This window comes from Roseitalea porphyridii, assembly GCF_004331955.1.
GTDB classification, from domain to species: Bacteria; Pseudomonadota; Alphaproteobacteria; order Rhizobiales; family Rhizobiaceae; genus Roseitalea; species Roseitalea porphyridii.
The window spans coordinates 2,877,815-2,893,479 of sequence record NZ_CP036532.1 but is presented as its reverse complement, the minus strand read 5'-3'; the positions used below and the strand labels follow the sequence as shown (position 1 = coordinate 2,893,479).

General features: G+C 67.6%; 18 protein-coding genes and 1 tRNA gene. 7 read left to right on the top strand and 12 right to left on the bottom strand.

Features of this window, described 5'->3' with window-relative positions; all coding sequences use genetic code 11:
• Positions 1 to 25 precede the first annotated feature (25 nt).
• A complete protein-coding gene (locus tag E0E05_RS14110; protein WP_131617294.1) occupies positions 26 to 1,447 on the top strand; it encodes an MFS transporter in 1,422 nt (473 codons plus the stop codon).
• A gap of 10 nt (positions 1,448 to 1,457) precedes the next feature.
• Here the strand turns inward: E0E05_RS14110 and E0E05_RS14105 are convergent, their stop codons facing one another.
• The 6 genes from E0E05_RS14105 to E0E05_RS14080 form a co-directional block, all read right to left on the bottom strand.
• Entirely contained in the window at positions 1,458 to 2,390 is a 933-nt protein-coding gene (locus E0E05_RS14105) for a DMT family transporter (protein WP_210215718.1), read from the bottom strand.
• The gene (locus tag E0E05_RS14100) at positions 2,380 to 3,036 is read right to left on the bottom strand and encodes a LysE family translocator (protein WP_131617293.1); all 657 of its coding nucleotides are present in this window, start codon (positions 3,034 to 3,036) and stop codon (positions 2,380 to 2,382) included. The genes E0E05_RS14105 and E0E05_RS14100 overlap by 11 nt, the downstream gene beginning before the upstream one ends.
• A 92-nt stretch (positions 3,037 to 3,128) precedes the next feature.
• The gene (locus E0E05_RS14095; RefSeq protein WP_131617292.1) at positions 3,129 to 3,713 is read right to left on the bottom strand and encodes a nucleotidyltransferase family protein; all 585 of its coding nucleotides are present in this window, start codon (positions 3,711 to 3,713) and stop codon (positions 3,129 to 3,131) included.
• A gap of 179 nt (positions 3,714 to 3,892) precedes the next feature.
• The gene (locus tag E0E05_RS14090; protein ID WP_131617291.1) at positions 3,893 to 5,146 is read right to left on the bottom strand and encodes a D-amino acid dehydrogenase; all 1,254 of its coding nucleotides are present in this window, start codon (positions 5,144 to 5,146) and stop codon (positions 3,893 to 3,895) included.
• Between the two features lie 11 nt (positions 5,147 to 5,157).
• The gene (locus E0E05_RS14085) at positions 5,158 to 5,679 is read right to left on the bottom strand and encodes a GreA/GreB family elongation factor (protein ID WP_131617290.1); all 522 of its coding nucleotides are present in this window, start codon (positions 5,677 to 5,679) and stop codon (positions 5,158 to 5,160) included.
• A 466-nt stretch (positions 5,680 to 6,145) separates the two neighbouring features.
• A tRNA-Met gene (locus tag E0E05_RS14080) sits at positions 6,146 to 6,222 on the bottom strand.
• Between the two features lie 270 nt (positions 6,223 to 6,492).
• On the opposite strand from E0E05_RS14080, the gene E0E05_RS14075 reads away from it, so the two are divergent.
• Both E0E05_RS14075 and E0E05_RS14070 read left to right on the top strand, forming a co-directional pair.
• Complete coding sequence (locus E0E05_RS14075) at positions 6,493 to 7,446, top strand: Gfo/Idh/MocA family protein (protein ID WP_158629379.1); 954 nt, start codon at positions 6,493 to 6,495, stop codon at positions 7,444 to 7,446.
• Between the two features lie 158 nt (positions 7,447 to 7,604).
• Positions 7,605 to 8,747, top strand: a complete 1,143-nt coding sequence (locus E0E05_RS14070) for a DegT/DnrJ/EryC1/StrS family aminotransferase (RefSeq protein WP_131617288.1) — start codon at positions 7,605 to 7,607, stop codon at positions 8,745 to 8,747.
• Between the two features lie 43 nt (positions 8,748 to 8,790).
• Here the strand turns inward: E0E05_RS14070 and mnmA are convergent, their stop codons facing one another.
• Positions 8,791 to 10,005, bottom strand: a complete 1,215-nt coding sequence (gene mnmA, locus E0E05_RS14065) for a tRNA 2-thiouridine(34) synthase MnmA (protein WP_244597737.1) — start codon at positions 10,003 to 10,005, stop codon at positions 8,791 to 8,793.
• A 169-nt stretch (positions 10,006 to 10,174) separates the two neighbouring features.
• Between mnmA and sciP the strand changes: the two genes are divergently transcribed.
• Positions 10,175 to 10,450: a CtrA inhibitor SciP gene (gene sciP / locus E0E05_RS14060; RefSeq protein WP_039723754.1), complete on the top strand. Its 276-nt coding sequence runs from the start codon at positions 10,175 to 10,177 to the stop codon at positions 10,448 to 10,450.
• 170 nt (positions 10,451 to 10,620) lie between these two features.
• Here the strand turns inward: sciP and E0E05_RS14055 are convergent, their stop codons facing one another.
• Positions 10,621 to 11,097, bottom strand: a complete 477-nt coding sequence (locus tag E0E05_RS14055; RefSeq protein ID WP_342212126.1) for a paraquat-inducible protein A — start codon at positions 11,095 to 11,097, stop codon at positions 10,621 to 10,623.
• 54 nt (positions 11,098 to 11,151) lie between these two features.
• On the bottom strand, positions 11,152 to 11,304 hold the full coding sequence (locus E0E05_RS17405; protein ID WP_158629378.1) for a hypothetical protein: 153 nt from the start codon (positions 11,302 to 11,304) through the stop codon (positions 11,152 to 11,154).
• 97 nt (positions 11,305 to 11,401) lie between these two features.
• On the opposite strand from E0E05_RS17405, the gene E0E05_RS14050 reads away from it, so the two are divergent.
• Entirely contained in the window at positions 11,402 to 11,896 is a 495-nt protein-coding gene (locus E0E05_RS14050) for a DUF2165 family protein (protein ID WP_131617287.1), read from the top strand.
• 69 nt (positions 11,897 to 11,965) lie between these two features.
• On the opposite strand, the gene E0E05_RS14045 is transcribed toward E0E05_RS14050, so the two are convergent.
• The gene (locus E0E05_RS14045; RefSeq protein ID WP_039723751.1) at positions 11,966 to 12,358 is read right to left on the bottom strand and encodes a flagellar FliJ family protein; all 393 of its coding nucleotides are present in this window, start codon (positions 12,356 to 12,358) and stop codon (positions 11,966 to 11,968) included.
• Between the two features lie 408 nt (positions 12,359 to 12,766).
• On the opposite strand from E0E05_RS14045, the gene ctrA reads away from it, so the two are divergent.
• The gene (gene ctrA, locus E0E05_RS14040; protein ID WP_039723750.1) at positions 12,767 to 13,468 is read left to right on the top strand and encodes a response regulator transcription factor CtrA; all 702 of its coding nucleotides are present in this window, start codon (positions 12,767 to 12,769) and stop codon (positions 13,466 to 13,468) included.
• Positions 13,469 to 13,565: 97 nt separating this feature from the next.
• Here ctrA and E0E05_RS14035 read toward each other — a convergent pair whose 3' ends face one another.
• Positions 13,566 to 13,925, bottom strand: a complete 360-nt coding sequence (locus E0E05_RS14035) for a response regulator (protein WP_244597736.1) — start codon at positions 13,923 to 13,925, stop codon at positions 13,566 to 13,568.
• 142 nt (positions 13,926 to 14,067) lie between these two features.
• Positions 14,068 to 14,697, bottom strand: coding sequence for a histidine phosphotransferase ChpT (chpT, locus tag E0E05_RS14030; protein WP_131617285.1), 630 nt, complete (start codon positions 14,695 to 14,697; stop codon positions 14,068 to 14,070).
• 242 nt (positions 14,698 to 14,939) lie between these two features.
• Between chpT and E0E05_RS14025 the strand changes: the two genes are divergently transcribed.
• Positions 14,940 to 15,563, top strand: a complete 624-nt coding sequence (locus E0E05_RS14025) for a DUF1134 domain-containing protein (protein ID WP_131617284.1) — start codon at positions 14,940 to 14,942, stop codon at positions 15,561 to 15,563.
• Positions 15,564 to 15,665: the final 102 nt, after the last annotated feature.

Sequence of the window (15,665 nt, the reverse complement as noted above, 5' to 3'; positions counted from 1 at the left end):
AATAACGACCGAAAGGCCGCCGTCAATGGCCGATCCCGCTCCACACACCCGCGTCGCCTGGTCTGAAATCGCAACGCGCGATCATGCGCCGGCCCTGGCGCTGGTGTGCCTTGGCGTGTGGCTGCATGCGGCCGACGGGCTGATCGTGGCGACGATGTTGCCGGCGATCGTCGCCGAGATCGGCGGCGGCGCGCTGGTCGCCTGGTCGGTGGCGCTCTACGAGATCGGCTCCATCGTCGCCGGCGCGACGGGCGGGTTCCTGGCCCTGCGCTACGGGCTGCGCCTGCCGATGACGCTCGCCGGCGTCCTGTTCGCCATCGGATGCCTTGTCAGCGCTTTCGCGCCGACCATGCCGGTGCTGCTGGCCGGCCGGCTTTTGCAGGGACTGGGCGGCGGCGGGCTGATGGCGCTGTCGTTCGTCGCGGTCTCCATCCTGTTTCCGCCACGCCTGATGGCGCGAGCGATGGCGGCGATCTCGGCGCTGTGGGGCGTGTCGTCCTTTCTCGGGCCGCTGATCGGCGGGCTGTTCGTCGAATACGCCACCTGGCGGGCCGGGTTTGTCTTCTTCGCCGCGCAGGCATTCGCGCTGGCGCTGTGGATCGGTCTTGCCGCGAAGCTCGGCGCGCGGCCGCCCGCCGAGGGCCTTTCGAACACCGTGCCAGTGCTGCGCCTTGCCGTGCTCGCCGCCGGGATCGTCTCGGTCGCATACGCCGGCATCGATATCGATCCGGTCGCGACCCCCGCCTTCATCACCGCAGGCGCGGCGCTGCTGGTCGTCTTTCTCGTGCTCGACGGGCGCGCCGGTCCCGACCGGCTGCTGCCGCCGATGCCGTTCGGTCTTGCCAGCGCGCATGGCAGCGCGCTGACCATGGTGCTCGCCATGTCGGCGGCGACCATCGCGATCACCGCCTACGGCCCGCTGCTGGTCGTGGCGATCCATGGCGTCTCGGCCATCGTCGCGGGCTATCTGGTCGCCTGTTCGGCGGTCGGCTGGACGGTGTTCGCGATCATCGTGTCGGGCGCCGATCCGCGGCACGACCCCAGATACATCATCGCCGGCATGGCGATGGTGGGGGTCAGCATCGTCGGTTTCGCGTTTGCCGTGCCGGCGGGCCCGGTCTGGCTGATCGCCATCGTCGCGGTGATCGAGGGGGGCGGCTTCGGCATCGCCTGGACCTTCATCCTGCGCCGGGTGACGACGCTCTCCGATCCGGCCGAGACCGAGCGTGTTTCCGGCGCGATTCCCACCGTGCAGCGGCTCGGCTATGCGCTGGGCGCGGCCTATATCGGCATCATCGCCAACGCGGCCGGCTTCGCCGCAGCCGGGACGCCCGAGGCCTTCCTGCCCGCCGCGCGCTGGGTGTTCCTGGGCAGCGTGCCGCTGGCGCTGGTCGGCCTCGTCGCGCTGGCGCACTTCGTCTCGCCAAGGCTGGCCAGAACGGACTGACCGGACCCGTCTACCGCGCGGTCCGTGTGCTTCGCGTCAGCAGCACCATGGCGGCGACGAGCAGGGCCGCGCCGATCAGGCCGAGCGCGCCAAGCCTCTCATCGAACAGCAGCCAGGCCAGCAGCGTCGCCGTCAGCGGCTCGGTCAGCGCGGCGATGCTGGCGACCGTCGCGCCCGCCCGCTTCATGCCGGCAAAGAAGATGACATAGGCAAACCCTGTCGGAACCAGCCCGATATAGAGCAGCAGCCACAGGCCTTCCGCCGGGACCGAGGCGGGCAGATGGAACAGGGCGACCGGCAGCAGCATCAGCGCGCCCGCCCCAAGGCCGATGCCGATCAGCGTGAACGGATGATGGCGCGGCGCCAGCACCCGGCTGAAGAGCGTGAAGAGGGCGAAGCTGACCGCCGAGCCCAGCGCCCAGCCGGTACCGGCAAGAACGGCGGCCTGCGTGACCCCGACATCGGAGGGGACGCCCACGAGCATCGCGGTACCGGCGATGCCGATGGCAAGCGCGCCGATCACCGGCGCGGTCAGCCGCTCGCCCAGAAAAAGGCCGGCAAGCAGCGCCACCATCAGCGGCGCGGTGCAGATCGTCACCAGCGTGGCGATGGCGACCCCGGTGGTGGCGACGGCCGTGAAGTAGAACAGCTGATAGAGCGCCATGGAGACGCCGATCATGACGATCGCGCCCAGTTCTCGGCCGGCGAAGGCGAAGGTGCGCCGGCCGACGGTTGCCAGCGACAGGACCAGCAGCAGCGGCGAGGCGAGCGCCAGCCGCACGAAGCCGACGAAGACCGGCGAGATCTCGGTGGTGCCGTAAAGCAGCTTCGAGGCGACGCCCACCGTGCCCCACAGGGCCGCCGCCATTGCGACGGCGATCACGGCGCCGAATGCGGTCGCCGTCGCGGTGTCCTCGGGAACCTGTGCGCGCCTATTGGGCACGGTCGGTGCGCGCCAGCGCGATGGCGGCGAGGCCCAGAAGTCCGCCGGAGACGCGGTTGACAAGGCGCCGGCGCAGCGGCGTCAGCGCATGCGCGCCGACCAGCATGCCGAGCGTGACCCAGCTCATCGCCGCCACCGCCTCGATGACCAGATAGAGAAGGCCGAGCGCCAGAAGCTGCGGCGTCGGTGCCGCAGCGGGATCGACGAACTGAGGCAGGAAGGCGGTCAGCAGCAGATAGGCCTTCGGGTTGCCCATCAGGGTCAGGAACTCGCGGCGCATCAGCGCGCCGGTCGGCGGAAGCGCGGGCTCGGCCTCGACCGGCGCGTTCCAGAACCGCACCGCCAGATAGGCCAGATAGGCGACGCCCAGCCATTTGACGACGAGGAACGCCGCTTCGGACGCCTCCAGCACCGCCCCGAGACCGAACGCGACCAGCACGACGAGCACGGCCCATGCGACGACGCGGCCGATCACGCCGAGCGCGGCGCGCCGCCAGCCGGCCCGGGCGGCCGAGGCGAAGGCCAGCAGATTGTTGGCGCCAGGCGACAGGCCCAGAAGCAGGGCGGCGGGGATGAAGATGAGGATCTGGTCGAGCGACATGGCATTCAGGGGGTCGGTGCGGCGGCGCGTCTTTGCGAGCGGCACGATTGCGGTTCGTTTCGGCGACAATGCGCGGGCCGGCGAAGGGGTTCAAGCCACGCACGGCGCCGAACTGTTCGGTGAGGCCGCGCTTTTGGCTATCCGGCGCGGTCCCACCGTGCCAGTGCGGCCTGGTCATCGATATCGACGAGCGCCGGGCAGGGAACTTGGACGCATGCGGAGGGCGGCAGCCGGCCGAGCCGCTCGCGCGCGCCCCGGTCACCGCGAAGCGCGGACAGAGCGTCGAAATCCCCACTCGGAAAGCAGGCCGGCGGCACGATGCGCGCGCCGTCGGTCAGCGCGGCGGGCGCATCGTCGGTGCAGCGCGCCACCAGCTGGTCGAGCATCGCCGCGGTCACGAACGGCATGTCGCCGAGCACGAGCAGGAGACGCTCCGCGCCGAGCTCGCGCGCGTGCTCGACGCCGGTCCGGATCGTCCCGGACATGGCCGCGCTCGCCTGCGTGATCACCCGGTCGCATAGCGGGTCGACGAGGCGGGCGACATCCCCGCTCGACGTCACGGCGATCCGATGTGTCAGGCCGGCCGAGGCCATGGCGTTCGCCGCGTGGCGGACGAGCGGCACGCCCCTGAACGTCGCCAGCAGCTTGTCGGCCGCGCCGAACCGCTCGGAACGGCCGGCCGCCAACAGAACGCCGACGGTGACGGGTCCCGGGCCCGGCATCTAGCGCGGCCCGCGCGGCAGGGCGGGGGCCGGCCGAGGGCCATCATGCCCGCCAGCGCCCGTCAGCGCCCGGGCGTTATCGTGCGATTGGTCCGACTGATCCATGCCCCGCGCCCTGTCCGCGTTCGCCTTGGTGGGACCCCTCCGATGGCCGAGCGCGGCGCTCCGGTCAACTGCGCTCAGCTTTCATATCGCTGCGGGCCGAGATCGCGCGCGTCGATGTCGGGCGTGCGGCCCGAGACCAGATCGGCGATCACGCGTGCCGAGCCGCACGCCATCGTCCAGCCGAGTGTGCCGTGGCCGGTGTTCAGATAAAGACCGCCAAGCGCGGCCCGCCCGATGATCGGGGGACCGTCCGGGGTCATCGGCCGCAGCCCGGTCCAGAACGTCGCGTCGGCGAGGCGCCCGGCGCCAGCAAACAGGTCCGAGACGGCGAATTCGAGCGGGGCGCGCCGCCGGGGCCGCAAGGACAGGTCGTGGCCGGCCAGTTCCGCCGTGCCGCCGACGCGGATGGTGCGGCCGAGCCGCGTGATCGCGATCTTGTGGGTCTCGTCCATCACCGTGGAGACCGGTGCCGCCGCTTCGTCGGCGATCGGCACGGTCAGCGAATAGCCCTTGACCGGATAGACCGGAATGCGCAGGCCGAGCGGCGCCAGAAGGGCGGGCGAGCAGGTGCCGAGGCAGGTGACGATGGCGTCGGCCTTGACGATCCCGGTATCGGTGCTGACGCCGGTCACCTTGCGTCCGTCATGGACGATGGCCTTGACCGAGACCCCGTAGCGGACCTCGCCCGACCGCGCGACGAGGGCCGCCAGCGCGGCCGTGAACAGGCGGCAGTCGCCGGTCTCGTCCTGCGGCAGGCGCAGGCCCCCGACAATCCTGTCGCGCGCGGCGGCAAGCCCCGGCTCCGCCGCGATGCAGCCGTCGTGGTCAAGGAGCGCGTGGGGCACGCCCAATCGGTCGAGCACGGCGACATCCTTGCCAGCGCCGTCAAGCTGCTTCTGCGTCCGGAAGAGCTGCAAGGTGCCGCGCGTGCGCTCGTCATAGGCGATGCCGGTCTGCCGGCGCAGTTCGCGCAGACTGTCCCGGCTGTACTCGGCGAGCGGAACCATGCGGCTCTTGTTGAGTGCGTAGCGCGCCTCGGTGCAATTGCGCAGCATCATGGCGAGCCAGGACCACAGGGCCGGATCGAGCCGTGGCCGGATCGCCAGCGGGCCGTGCTTCATCGTCAGCCACTTGACCGCCTTGAGCGGCACGCCCGGACCGGCCCAGGGCGCGGCGTAGCCCGGCGAGATCTGCCCGGCATTGGCAAAGCTCGTCTCCAGCGCTGGCCCTTCCCGCCTTTCCAGCACGGTGACCTCATGGCCGGCCTTTTCGAGATAGTAGGCGGACGTCACACCGATGACGCCCGCGCCCAGAACAACGACTTTCATGGTCGGTCCCCCTACGATGATCTGCAGGTCGTGCCGGTGCGGGACCGGTCACCGGTTCGGCGTGCGTTGCGCGCCGCTTCCAGATCGACGATCGGGGCGGGCTCGTCGCGGGCCGGCTCGACATCGCGCATGAAGCGCCGCGCCTGGGGCTGGAACGGAACGTCCTCGACGAAGATCGTGCGCGTCGTGCCGTGCTCGCCGAAAGCGTAGCGCTGTCCCCGGCGAAGGCCGAGCAGGGCCAGACCGCGCGGCGCCGTGATCGGCAGCGTCAGCCCGATCAGCCCGTGCCGGAAGGCGCTGCGGACGAGGATGCGCGTCTGCGGCGGCTCATCGTCGACGCCGAACAGCACGCGGCTGTTCAGCGTCACCACGCGCGGATCGATCCGGTCGTCGGCGACGAGGACGGCACTGTCGATCTTGTCTTCGAGAAGGGGCAGCAGCGCCGATCCGGTGCCGCTGAGTTGGTCGCGCAAGGCCTCGCATATGCGCATGTCGGTCGCTGTCATCGGACAGCCGGCCAGATAGGTCGTCATCAAGCATCTCCACCGGGCCGACGGTGGCGGACCCGGAAATCAGAACCAGATTTTGGTGTGGATTGGATTTCCGGCCCCCGGTCGACGGCCTTGCGGCCGCGCCAGGGCTAGATGCTTGCGTTCAGACTGCCCGCGTGGTTGCAAAACCTCACGCGGCTCCGTGGTTGGCGACGATGGAACTGGGCATTGATCACGGGTGACGATCCATCGAGGGGAACATGCAGCGGTCCGGACACTAGCCTATTCGCCGGCGCTTGCAAGCCCGACCGGCGGGACGCTGGTCTCCCTCGGCGACATCGACCTCACGGACCCGATGGAGGCGGCGCTCGATTCCCACACGATCGTGCCGGCTGCGGATCAGACCGCCACCAAGGAGCATGGAGAACATCGTCAACGAACCGACCGGACGTCGCGATCCGAGCCTTGGCGACGTGTCCCGACAGGGTCAAAGGGGTGGGGAGATTGCTGGTAGCGGAGGAGGGACTCGAACCCCCGACACATGGATTATGATTCCACTGCTCTAACCGACTGAGCTACTCCGCCAGAAGGGGCGGCGTGCCCCTGTCAAAGCGTGGCGGATATAGGGCTCGCCCCTTCGGCCTGTCAAGCAAGCACAGCCGCCCAAATGCGCGCCCGCCGGGCGGGCACGCGCGAACGATCCGGCCTTGCATGCCGGCGACGGGCGTGCTGCCTCGCACCCGGCCGTCGCGAGCCGCCGGACCGGCCGACCGGACCTGCCGCGCGGCCGGCCTTGCATCGGCGCGCCGGCACCGCTACCACCCGGCCGTTCCGCCAAGCCAGGAGTTCTCCCGCGTGTCCAGTTCACCGCCCGTCGCCGTCATCGGATGCGGCCAGTGGGGGCGCAACCATGTGCGCACGCTGGCCGAACTGGGGGCGCTCGGCGCGGTCTGCGACCACAATCCCGAAAAGGCGTCCGCGCTTGCCCTGGCGCATGGCGGACGGGTCGCGACGACCGATGCGATCCTCGCCGACCCGGCGGTCGCCGGCATCGTCCTGGCCCTGCCGGCCGAGCAGAACGCCGATCTGGCCTGCGCGGCGCTTGAGGCGGGCAAGCATGTGCTCGTCGAAAAGCCGATCGCGCTGACCGTCGCCGATGCCGAGCGGATGATCGAGAGCGCCCGGCGCAACGACCGGGTGCTGCTGGTCGGCCACGTGCTGCGCTATCACACCGCCTTCGACGCGCTGGTCGCCGCGCTCGAGGCCGGGCGGATCGGCGCGCCGCGCCACATCCAGAGCCACCGGCTCGGGTTCGGAAAGTTCTACGACCGGTTCGACGCGCTGTGGGACCTGGCGCCGCACGATCTGTCGCTTGTGCTCTCGCTCGTCGAGGGCGGGCCGACCCAAGTCGACGTCGTCCCCGTGTCGGTCACCGACGGGCAGGCGGACATGGCCCATGTGCACCTGCGCTTCGGCGCGGGGCCGAGCGCGCATGTGTTCGTCTCGCGCCATTCGGCCTATGCGGAGCGTCGCTTCGCCGTCACCGGCGAGACGGGCACGCTGGTCTGGGACGATCTGGCCGACTGGCCGGACAAGCTTTCGGTCGTGCCGCACACGGTCGCGCGCGCGCAGAACGGGCGATGGACCTGGGCGCAGGGCGAGGCCGAACCGATCGCAGTCGCGCCGGGCATGGCGCTGACCGACGAACTGCGGCATTTCCTCGACTGCATCACCGGCCGCACGGCGCCGCTGACACCGGGCCGGCAGGGGCTGGACATCGTGCGCATCCTGACTGCGGGCGGCGGCTGACGCCGTTGGCGCAGATCACCGCCGGTTACAGGCCGGGCCGATGTTTGACCGTTTGTACACTTTATCTCGGCAAGGGAGCGCGATAGGGAAATCCGGAGTACCGGGGGCGCGGTCATAACAATGAAATCACTGGCGTTTTCGGGGGTCGTGGGGATCTGATGCAGTTTATCGATTTGGGGGCGCAACGCGCGCGACTGGGCTCGGCCCTGGACGAGGCCGTCAGCGCCGTGGTGCATGGCGGCGCGTACATCCTCGGACCGCAGGTCGCCGAGTTCGAAAAACGCTTCGCGGACTATCTGGGCGTCAAGCATGTGATCGGCTGCGCCAGTGGCACCGACGCGCTGCAGATCCCGCTGATGGCCTGGGGCGTGGGACCGGGCGATGCGGTGTTCGTGCCTTCCTTCACCTTCGCCTCGACGGCCGAGGTTGTGGCGCTTCTGGGCGCCGAACCGGTGTTCGTCGACATCGATCCCGAAACATACCTGATGGATGTGCGGTCGCTGGAAGCGGCGATCGCCATGATCGAAGCCGAAGGCCGGCTGACCCCGCGCGCGATCATCCCGGTCGACCTGTTCGGCATGGTCGCCGACTATGACGCGATCATGCCGATCGCGCGGGCGCACGGTCTCAAGGTCATCTCCGATGCCGCCCAGGCGGCGGGCGCCGTTCGCAACGGCACCATGTGCGGCGCGTTCGGCGATGTCGCCACCACCAGCTTCTACCCGGCCAAGCCGCTCGGCTGCATGGGCGACGGCGGCGCGGTGATGACCGACGATGACGACTTGGCCGAGGTGATGCGCTCGGTCGCCTTCCACGGCAAGGGCGAGAGCCAGTACGACAATGTCCGCATCGGCCTGACCTCGCGGCTCGACACGATCCAGGCGGCGATCCTCAGCCTCAAGCTCGATATCCTCGAGGAGGAAATGGAGGCGCGCCAGCGCGTCGCGCAGCGCTATCACGAAGGGCTCAAGGACGTCGTCAAGACCGCGCGCAATCCCGAGGGCATGCGCTCGGCCTGGGCGCAGTACGCGATCGAAAGCACCGACCGCGACGCGCTGAAGGCGCATCTGGCGGACAAGCAGATCCCGTCGGTCGTCTATTACGTCAAGCCGCTGCACCAGCAGGACGTCTATCGCCGCTATCCGGTCGCGCCCGGCGGGCTGCCGGTGACCGAGAGCAAGCCCGGCACGATCCTGTGCCTGCCCATGCATCCCTATCTGGCCGAAGCCGATCAGGACCGGGTGATCGCCGAAATCCGCGCGTTTGCCGGCAGCGACGCACTGCCGGTCGCGGCGGAGTAAGGGGCGGCCGTATCGGCTTCAGCCGCGGATATGAGCTGACCGATTATTCGGCGGCGACGGATGTCTTGGATTGGTCAAGCGCGGCAAGCTGCGCCTCGACATGGTCGGCGCGGCGCGTCGCGTCGATGAACCCGCCGCCGAGAACCCGCGCGCCGGCGCCTTCCCCGTCATAGAGAACGCAGGCCTGGCCGGGCGACACGCCGGCCTCGCCGCCGGGCAGTTCGACGACCGCCGTGCCGCCATCAACGAAGAGGCGGGCGGGGCGGGGCGGTCGCGTCGAGCGCACGCGCGCCAGAAGGTCGATGCCGGCTGCGGGCAGGTCCGCGAGCGGCGTGTCGCCGAGCCAGTTGACCTCGCGCAGCACGATCGTGCGCGTGTCGAGCGCGTCCTTCGGGCCGACGACGACCCGGCGGGTGCGGGCGTCGATCCTGATCACGTAGAGCGGTTCGCCGGTGGCGACGCCAAGCCCCTTTCGCTGACCGATCGTGTAGTGGAGGATGCCGTCGTGCCGGCCGAGCACCCGGCCGTCAAGATGCACGATCTCGCCGGCCAGCGCCGCGTTCGGGCGAAGTCTGGCGATCACGTCGGCATACTTGCCGTTCGGCACGAAACAGATGTCCTGGCTGTCAGGCTTGTCGGCGACGATCAGCCCCATCCGCTCGGCGGCGGCGCGGGTTTCGTCCTTGGCCATCGTGCCCAGCGGAAAGCGCAGGAAATCGACCTGCTCCTGTGTCGTCGCGAACAGGAAGTAGCTCTGGTCGCGATGCGCGTCGACCGGCCGGCACAGCGCCCGGTGCGCGCCGTTCGGCCTCGACAGGATGTAATGGCCGGTCGCCAGACAGTCGGCGCCCAGATCGCGCGCGGTCTTCAGAAGGTCGGCGAACTTGACCGTCTGGTTGCAGCTCACGCAGGGGATCGGGGTTTCGCCGGCGATGTAGCTGTCGGCGAACTGGTCGATCACCGCTTCGCGGAAACGGCTTTCATAATCAAGCACGTAGTGTGGGATGCCCAGTTCCTCGCAGACCCGGCGCGCGTCGTCGATGTCCTGGCCGGCGCAGCACGAGCCCGTCCGGCGCACCGCCGCGCCATGGTCGTAGAGTTGCAGCGTGATGCCGATCACCTGATAGCCTTCGGCGTGCAGCAGACCGGCGACGACCGACGAATCGACGCCTCCCGACATGGCCACGACCACGCGGGTGTCCTCGGGTGCCTTTGCGATGTCGAGCGAGTTGAGCATCGTCGTCCTTTCGGGCCGCATATAAGTCAATCAGGGCCGAACGCCAAACGCCGGAGCCCCTTGTGTTTCACGGCGGAGGGCGCGCCGTGGCGCAATTCGAATCTTACCAATCCCTTAGTGCACGCTTAGGCGTTTTTTAAAGCTGACGGCCTAGGGTGCCTCTGAACAGGTCGTGTGTGTTGAGAGTAAGATGACCGATCAGATTAGACCCCGCGTTAAATACGTCATCGGTCCCGATGGCTCGCCGCTGACCATCAACGACCTGCCGCCACCGACAACCCGGCGCTGGGTTATCCGTCGCAAGGCGGAAGTGGTCGCCGCCGTCCGCGGCGGTCTTCTCAGCCTCGACGAGGCCTGCGAGCGCTACCGGCTGACCGTCGAGGAATATCTGTCCTGGCAGGCCTCGATCGACGAGCATGGCCTGGCTGGCCTGCGCACGACCCGCATCCAGCAATACCGTCACTGACCCGCGCCCGCCCGGCGCATTCCTCCTTTCCATCCGGTCCGCAACGGCCTATCCGTCCCTGGCGAACGGGAGTGGCTCGTGAACGACCGGGGCTTCAACATCGCGTCGCTGATCGTGCTCGGTCTGGTGGTTGCCGCCGTGCTTGGCGTCGTGCTGTTCGGATAGATCGTTCAGGCGCGCGTCGCGCGCGTGACCAGATGGGCCGCGACAGCGCTCGCCAGCGCGGAACCGGCGAAGAACCAAAGGCCCGGCTGGCTGATCGCGGTGGCAAGTCCGGAGGTGCGCGCGGCGAAGATCGCGAGCGCCACGAGCATCACGTCGAGCATCGACCATTTGCTGAAGAAGCCGACCGCCCCGTCGAGCGGGCGGGCCCATGCGGGATGGCCCTCGGGCGGTGTCGCCGACAGGGCCAGCATGATCTGCAGGGCGAGGATCTTGGCGACCGGAAAGACGATCGAGGCAAGACCGACGATCAGCGCCAGCAGCGGGTCGCCGCTCGTCCACAGGCCGCCCACCACATCGATCAGCGAAGGCCGGTCGGTGAGGACGAACAGTCGCTCCATCTCGAGCAGCGGCAGGGTGATGCCAAGCGCCAGGCAGAAGGCGGAAAGGGCGAGCAGCAGGCCCGAGGCCGCGCGCATCGTCATGATGCGACCCGCCGCCAGGGGTTCGCGGAGATGGCTGGGGCCGGGGTCGCCATGTCAGCGTGCCGGATGATCGAGCGTGATCTCCAGAACCCAGCCGCCAGGGGTGGCGACCCAGGCGCGGCGCATCACCGAAAAGCGCAGCGTTTCGCCCTCGTGCGCGACGACCACATGATCGCCGCACAGGGCATTGCCCGGCAGGGGTGGCATCCCTAGGGTCCGGCCGAGTCGGTTGCGGTCCGCCACCGCTTTGGCGGTGTCGGTGAACCGCAGGCGGACCCCGTCATGCCAACCGGAGGTGTCTTCCATGCTCGTTCGTCTTTCCAAGGTCATCATGTTGCTCGGACTGGCATTGTTCGCCTTTCTCGTCACCTTCAACAATCTGACCGACTATGACTCCAACTTCCAGTTCGTCCGCCATGTGCTGAGCATGGACACGACGTTCGAGGGCAACGATGCCATGTACCGGGCGATCACGACGCCCTGGATGTGGCATGCCGGCTACTGGCTGATAATCGCGGGCGAGGGGCTGACCTTCGTTCTGCTCACATGGGGCGGGCTGCAGATGCTGGCGGCGCGAAAGGCGACCGCGGCCGAGTTTCAGCGCGCCAAGCAGATGGCGGTGCTCGGCGCGACGGTCGGTTTCCTGGTCTGGTTCGTCGGCTTCATGGCGATCGGCGGGGAGTGGTTCCTGATGTGGCAGTCGGATACCTGGAACGGGCAGCAGCCCGCGTTCCGGTTCTACATGTCGATCCTGGCGGTGCTGATTTTCGTCATGCAGCACGACGCGGAACTGGAATAGGACCCGAAGGGCAGCGGAGGCCGGGCGTCGCCCGGCAATTCCGGGGCGGGCCCGGCGGCCCGCGCCGGTTCAGCCGATCATCGCCTGGCGGTCATAGGCGCTGCGCGAGGCCTGCTCCTCGGCCGCCTTGCGCGCCTCGCGGACGTCGAGCTTTTCGGCCTTCTGCAGTTCGGCCTCGGCTTCCATCAGCGCCACCTCGGCCTGCTCCTTCTGGATGCGCAGGTCGTTGATGGAGTTGAACAGATTGTCGCGGCGGGTGCGCGCGGCCTTGGCGAAGGTCGGGTAGGCGAAATGGCTGACGTCCGTGATGCCGCTCTTCTTTTCCTCGTTGTGGATCTGCACGTCGAGTTCGGAGGCCATGCGCTCGAACTCGGAGATCATGGCCTCGAGCTGGTTCACCTGCTTGTGCCTTTCGGTCACCTGGAACTGCTTGACCCTGATGAGGCTGTCTTTCGGCTTCATTACGCAATACTCCAACCAAAAAAGCCGGGCTGAACCCGATCTCGCTGGACGGCCGCCCCCGCGAACTCACCAGGGGTCGGTAACACTTCGTTTACGTCCTGCATTAATGATAGGTCTCAACCTTTAAGGGCCGGTAAATCGAATGGCCGCTCTGAAGCGGCACCGGGACCGGCACGGGATTGTGGAATCCAATGATTGGGTTAGCCGCGTTTCCTGAGGAAATGATTCAGGTTTGCGGGCCAAAAAATGTGTGGAAATCAAATGTTTCCAAGCGGTGATTAATCTGCAAGTTGACCTTGCCAGCCCAAAACAGGATTTGTTAACCATTTGGGTGCAGGGTGATTTGCGCGGTTGTGGACAAGCCGGGACGGGCCACCGCACGCTTTGGAACTCGTCAAGGGGAAGAAAATGCGTGTATTGCTGATCGAGGATGACAGTGCGATCGCACAAAGCATCGAACTGATGCTGAAATCCGAGAGCTTCAATGTCTACACGACCGATCTGGGCGAAGAAGGCGTCGATCTCGGCAAGCTCTATGACTACGACATCATCCTTCTCGACCTGAACCTGCCGGACATGTCCGGCTATGAAGTGCTGCGCACGCTGCGTCTTTCCAAGGTCAAGACGCCGATCCTGATCCTTTCGGGCATGGCCGGCATCGAGGACAAGGTGCGGGGCCTGGGCTTCGGCGCGGACGACTACATGACCAAGCCGTTCCACAAGGACGAGCTGGTCGCGCGCATCCACGCCATCGTGCGTCGCTCGAAGGGCCACGCCCAGTCGGTCATCACGACCGGGGACCTCGTCGTGAACCTCGACGCAAAGACCGTTGAGGTCGGCGGCCAGCGGGTGCATCTGACCGGCAAGGAATACCAGATGCTCGAGCTGCTCTCGCTGCGCAAGGGCACGACGCTGACCAAGGAAATGTTCCTCAACCACCTTTATGGCGGCATGGACGAGCCGGAACTGAAGATCATCGACGTGTTCATCTGCAAGCTGCGCAAGAAGCTCGACGCGGCATCCGGCGGCATCAACTACATCGAGACGGTATGGGGGCGCGGCTATGTCCTGCGCGATCCCGAACCGGTTTCGATGGCCGAAACCGCCTGATCGAAACCGATCGCGAACATGAGAAAGCCCGGCGCAAGGCCGGGCTTTTTTCGTTGGTCACGCGTCTTCACGCCGACTTCGCCGGTGCCCGCGCGTATCAGGCGGCGGCTGCGGTGACCTGTTCGAAACGGTTGAGCAGCTGCATCCGGTCGAACGGCTTGAGCAGATAGTCGTCCGCGCCGGCGCGCTTGGCCTTTGTCATCTGGACCAGATCCATCTCGATCATGGCGACGATGATGACGGGTCTGGTCTCGGCCTCCATGGCGCGCACGGCACGCAGGAAGTCGAGCAGGTCCATGTCCGCCGGGTTGACCTCGACGATGATCGTGTCGGGCATGTCCGCCTCGATCATGGCCAGCGCCTCGCCGGCGGTCGCGGCCTCGGCGACGAAACGGTTGTCGGCGGTCAGGATCCGCTTTGCGACCTTCCGGACGACGGCCGATTTTTCAACGATCATGCAGCGTGACATCTTCACCCCCGAAGTACAGTTCGACGGTGTTCTAGCATGGCGGGTTTGCCACGCGCTTAAGCGGGTTGGTTTACACCGCGATAACGAGGATGATCGTCTTTGAACGAACCGGGGCGCGAATGCCCCCCGGTCAGCGCGCCGTGTAGGTGATCGCCTCGTCGCTGACATCGACGGCGACCGTCATGTCCGCCTCCTGGGCGAGCAGCAGCGTATAGTAGAACTGCACCGCATGGGCGTCGATCGGCTCCTCGCCGAACCGACCCTCGAGGAAATCGGCGAACCGTTGCGGCACGCGCATCAGCCGGCCCGAGGCGACGAGGGTGAATTCGGGCTTGTCGGCCCCCTTGCGTATCGTGCAGTCGAGCGTGCCGCCGCGCGGGATCGAGGCGTTGGCGACCAGGATCAGGTTCAGCAACAGCTTGACCTGGTTCTTGGGCAGGAAGGCGCGTTCGCCATCCCAGGTGAAATCGGCCTTCTCGCCGCGCATGAAGGAGGTCGCCACCACCTGCGCGTCGCCCAGATCGATCTCGACCCCGGCCGAGCCGGCCGCGCCGAAGGCGATCCGCGCGAACTGCAGGCGCGCCGACGCGTTCACGGCGCTGGTGCGGATCAGGTCCATCGCGTCTTCATCGGCGCCGCCGTCCTCGAGCAGTTCGAGGCCGTTGTTGATGGCGCCGACCGGCGAGATGATGTCGTGGCACACACGGCTGCAGAGCAGCGCCGCCAGATCGGACGCGGACAGGTGGTTCAGTTGATGCATGTGATCATCCGGACTTGATTTCGAATCGGACCCGTCCTCCCGCGGGAAGGTTAGCGGTCGCGGACGATGCGGGCAACGGCGCCGGCCGGGCCAGATGGCCGGTGATTAACGATCGGTTGCTTAACAAAGCGGAAACCCTGGTTGCATAGACTTTTAGCAATTGCGGCCGTGTGCCCGCCGTCCGCCCGATTTGCCGGCAACGATTGCCGGCATCGGTAAAGGCCAGCGTCAGGAGAGTAGCCATGCAAGCCAAGACAGCCCGCCGGAACGGACCTTTCGATGCCTTCACTCGCGCCGCGGCGATGGCGCTCGCCGCGCTGACGATGCTGGCCGTGGTGCTCGTCGCCGGACCTGCCCGCGCGCAATATGCACAGCCACAGCCCGATCCCTACGGTCTCGACGAGGTCGTCGCGGCCGGGCACGGCTTCTTCGGCTCGACCTCGGGCGCGATCGCCACGGCGATCGAGCGCGCGTTCGCCCTTTACGGCCTGCCGAACGGCTACATTCTTGGCCAGGAGGCCGGCGGCGCCTTCGTCGGCGGTCTGAGCTATGGCGAAGGCATGCTCTACACCAAGAACGCCGGCGACCACATGGTGTTCTGGCAGGGCCCCTCGGTCGGCTGGGACTTCGGCGGCGAGGGCGCACGCACGATGATGCTTGTCTACAACCTGCCGGCGGTCGAGAACCTGCATGGCCGCTATGGCGGCGTCGCCGGGTCGGCTTATCTGGTCGCTGGGGTCGGCATGCACGTTCTCAAGCGCAACAATGTCATGCTGGTACCCGTGCGGACCGGCGTGGGCGCCCGGCTGGGCGTGTCGGTGGGCTATCTGAAGCTGACGCGGCAGCCGACCTGGAACCCCTTCTGACGCGATCGGCCGATGTGACGCCGGCCGGTATGGCGTCGGCGCTTCTTTATTGTCGCGGCGATCCGTGGCAGATGAACCCATGCAAGGGCGCATGGCACACGG

Bases quoted from the DNA above. Each gene is read 5' to 3' on its own strand.
- chpT (WP_131617285.1), bottom strand. From the start codon at position 14,697: ATGCATCAACTGAACCACCTGTCCGCGTCCGATCTGGCGGCGCTGCTC.
- E0E05_RS14035 (WP_244597736.1), bottom strand. From the start codon at position 13,925: ATGATCGTTGAAAAATCGGCCGTCGTCCGGAAGGTCGCAAAGCGGATC.
- E0E05_RS17405 (WP_158629378.1), bottom strand. From the start codon at position 11,304: ATGCCACCCCTGCCGGGCAATGCCCTGTGCGGCGATCATGTGGTCGTC.
- E0E05_RS14045 (WP_039723751.1), bottom strand. From the start codon at position 12,358: ATGAAGCCGAAAGACAGCCTCATCAGGGTCAAGCAGTTCCAGGTGACC.
- E0E05_RS14085 (WP_131617290.1), bottom strand. From the start codon at position 5,679: ATGACGACCTATCTGGCCGGCTGTCCGATGACAGCGACCGACATGCGC.
- ctrA (WP_039723750.1), top strand. From the start codon at position 12,767: ATGCGTGTATTGCTGATCGAGGATGACAGTGCGATCGCACAAAGCATC.
- E0E05_RS14050 (WP_131617287.1), top strand. From the start codon at position 11,402: ATGCTCGTTCGTCTTTCCAAGGTCATCATGTTGCTCGGACTGGCATTG.
- E0E05_RS14070 (WP_131617288.1), top strand. From the start codon at position 7,605: ATGCAGTTTATCGATTTGGGGGCGCAACGCGCGCGACTGGGCTCGGCC.
- E0E05_RS14025 (WP_131617284.1), top strand. From the start codon at position 14,940: ATGCAAGCCAAGACAGCCCGCCGGAACGGACCTTTCGATGCCTTCACT.
- sciP (WP_039723754.1), top strand. From the start codon at position 10,175: ATGACCGATCAGATTAGACCCCGCGTTAAATACGTCATCGGTCCCGAT.
- E0E05_RS14110 (WP_131617294.1), top strand. From the start codon at position 26: ATGGCCGATCCCGCTCCACACACCCGCGTCGCCTGGTCTGAAATCGCA.
- E0E05_RS14055 (WP_342212126.1), bottom strand. From the start codon at position 11,097: ATGACGATGCGCGCGGCCTCGGGCCTGCTGCTCGCCCTTTCCGCCTTC.
- E0E05_RS14095 (WP_131617292.1), bottom strand. From the start codon at position 3,713: ATGCCGGGCCCGGGACCCGTCACCGTCGGCGTTCTGTTGGCGGCCGGC.
- mnmA (WP_244597737.1), bottom strand. From the start codon at position 10,005: ATGCGGCCCGAAAGGACGACGATGCTCAACTCGCTCGACATCGCAAAG.
- E0E05_RS14090 (WP_131617291.1), bottom strand. From the start codon at position 5,146: ATGAAAGTCGTTGTTCTGGGCGCGGGCGTCATCGGTGTGACGTCCGCC.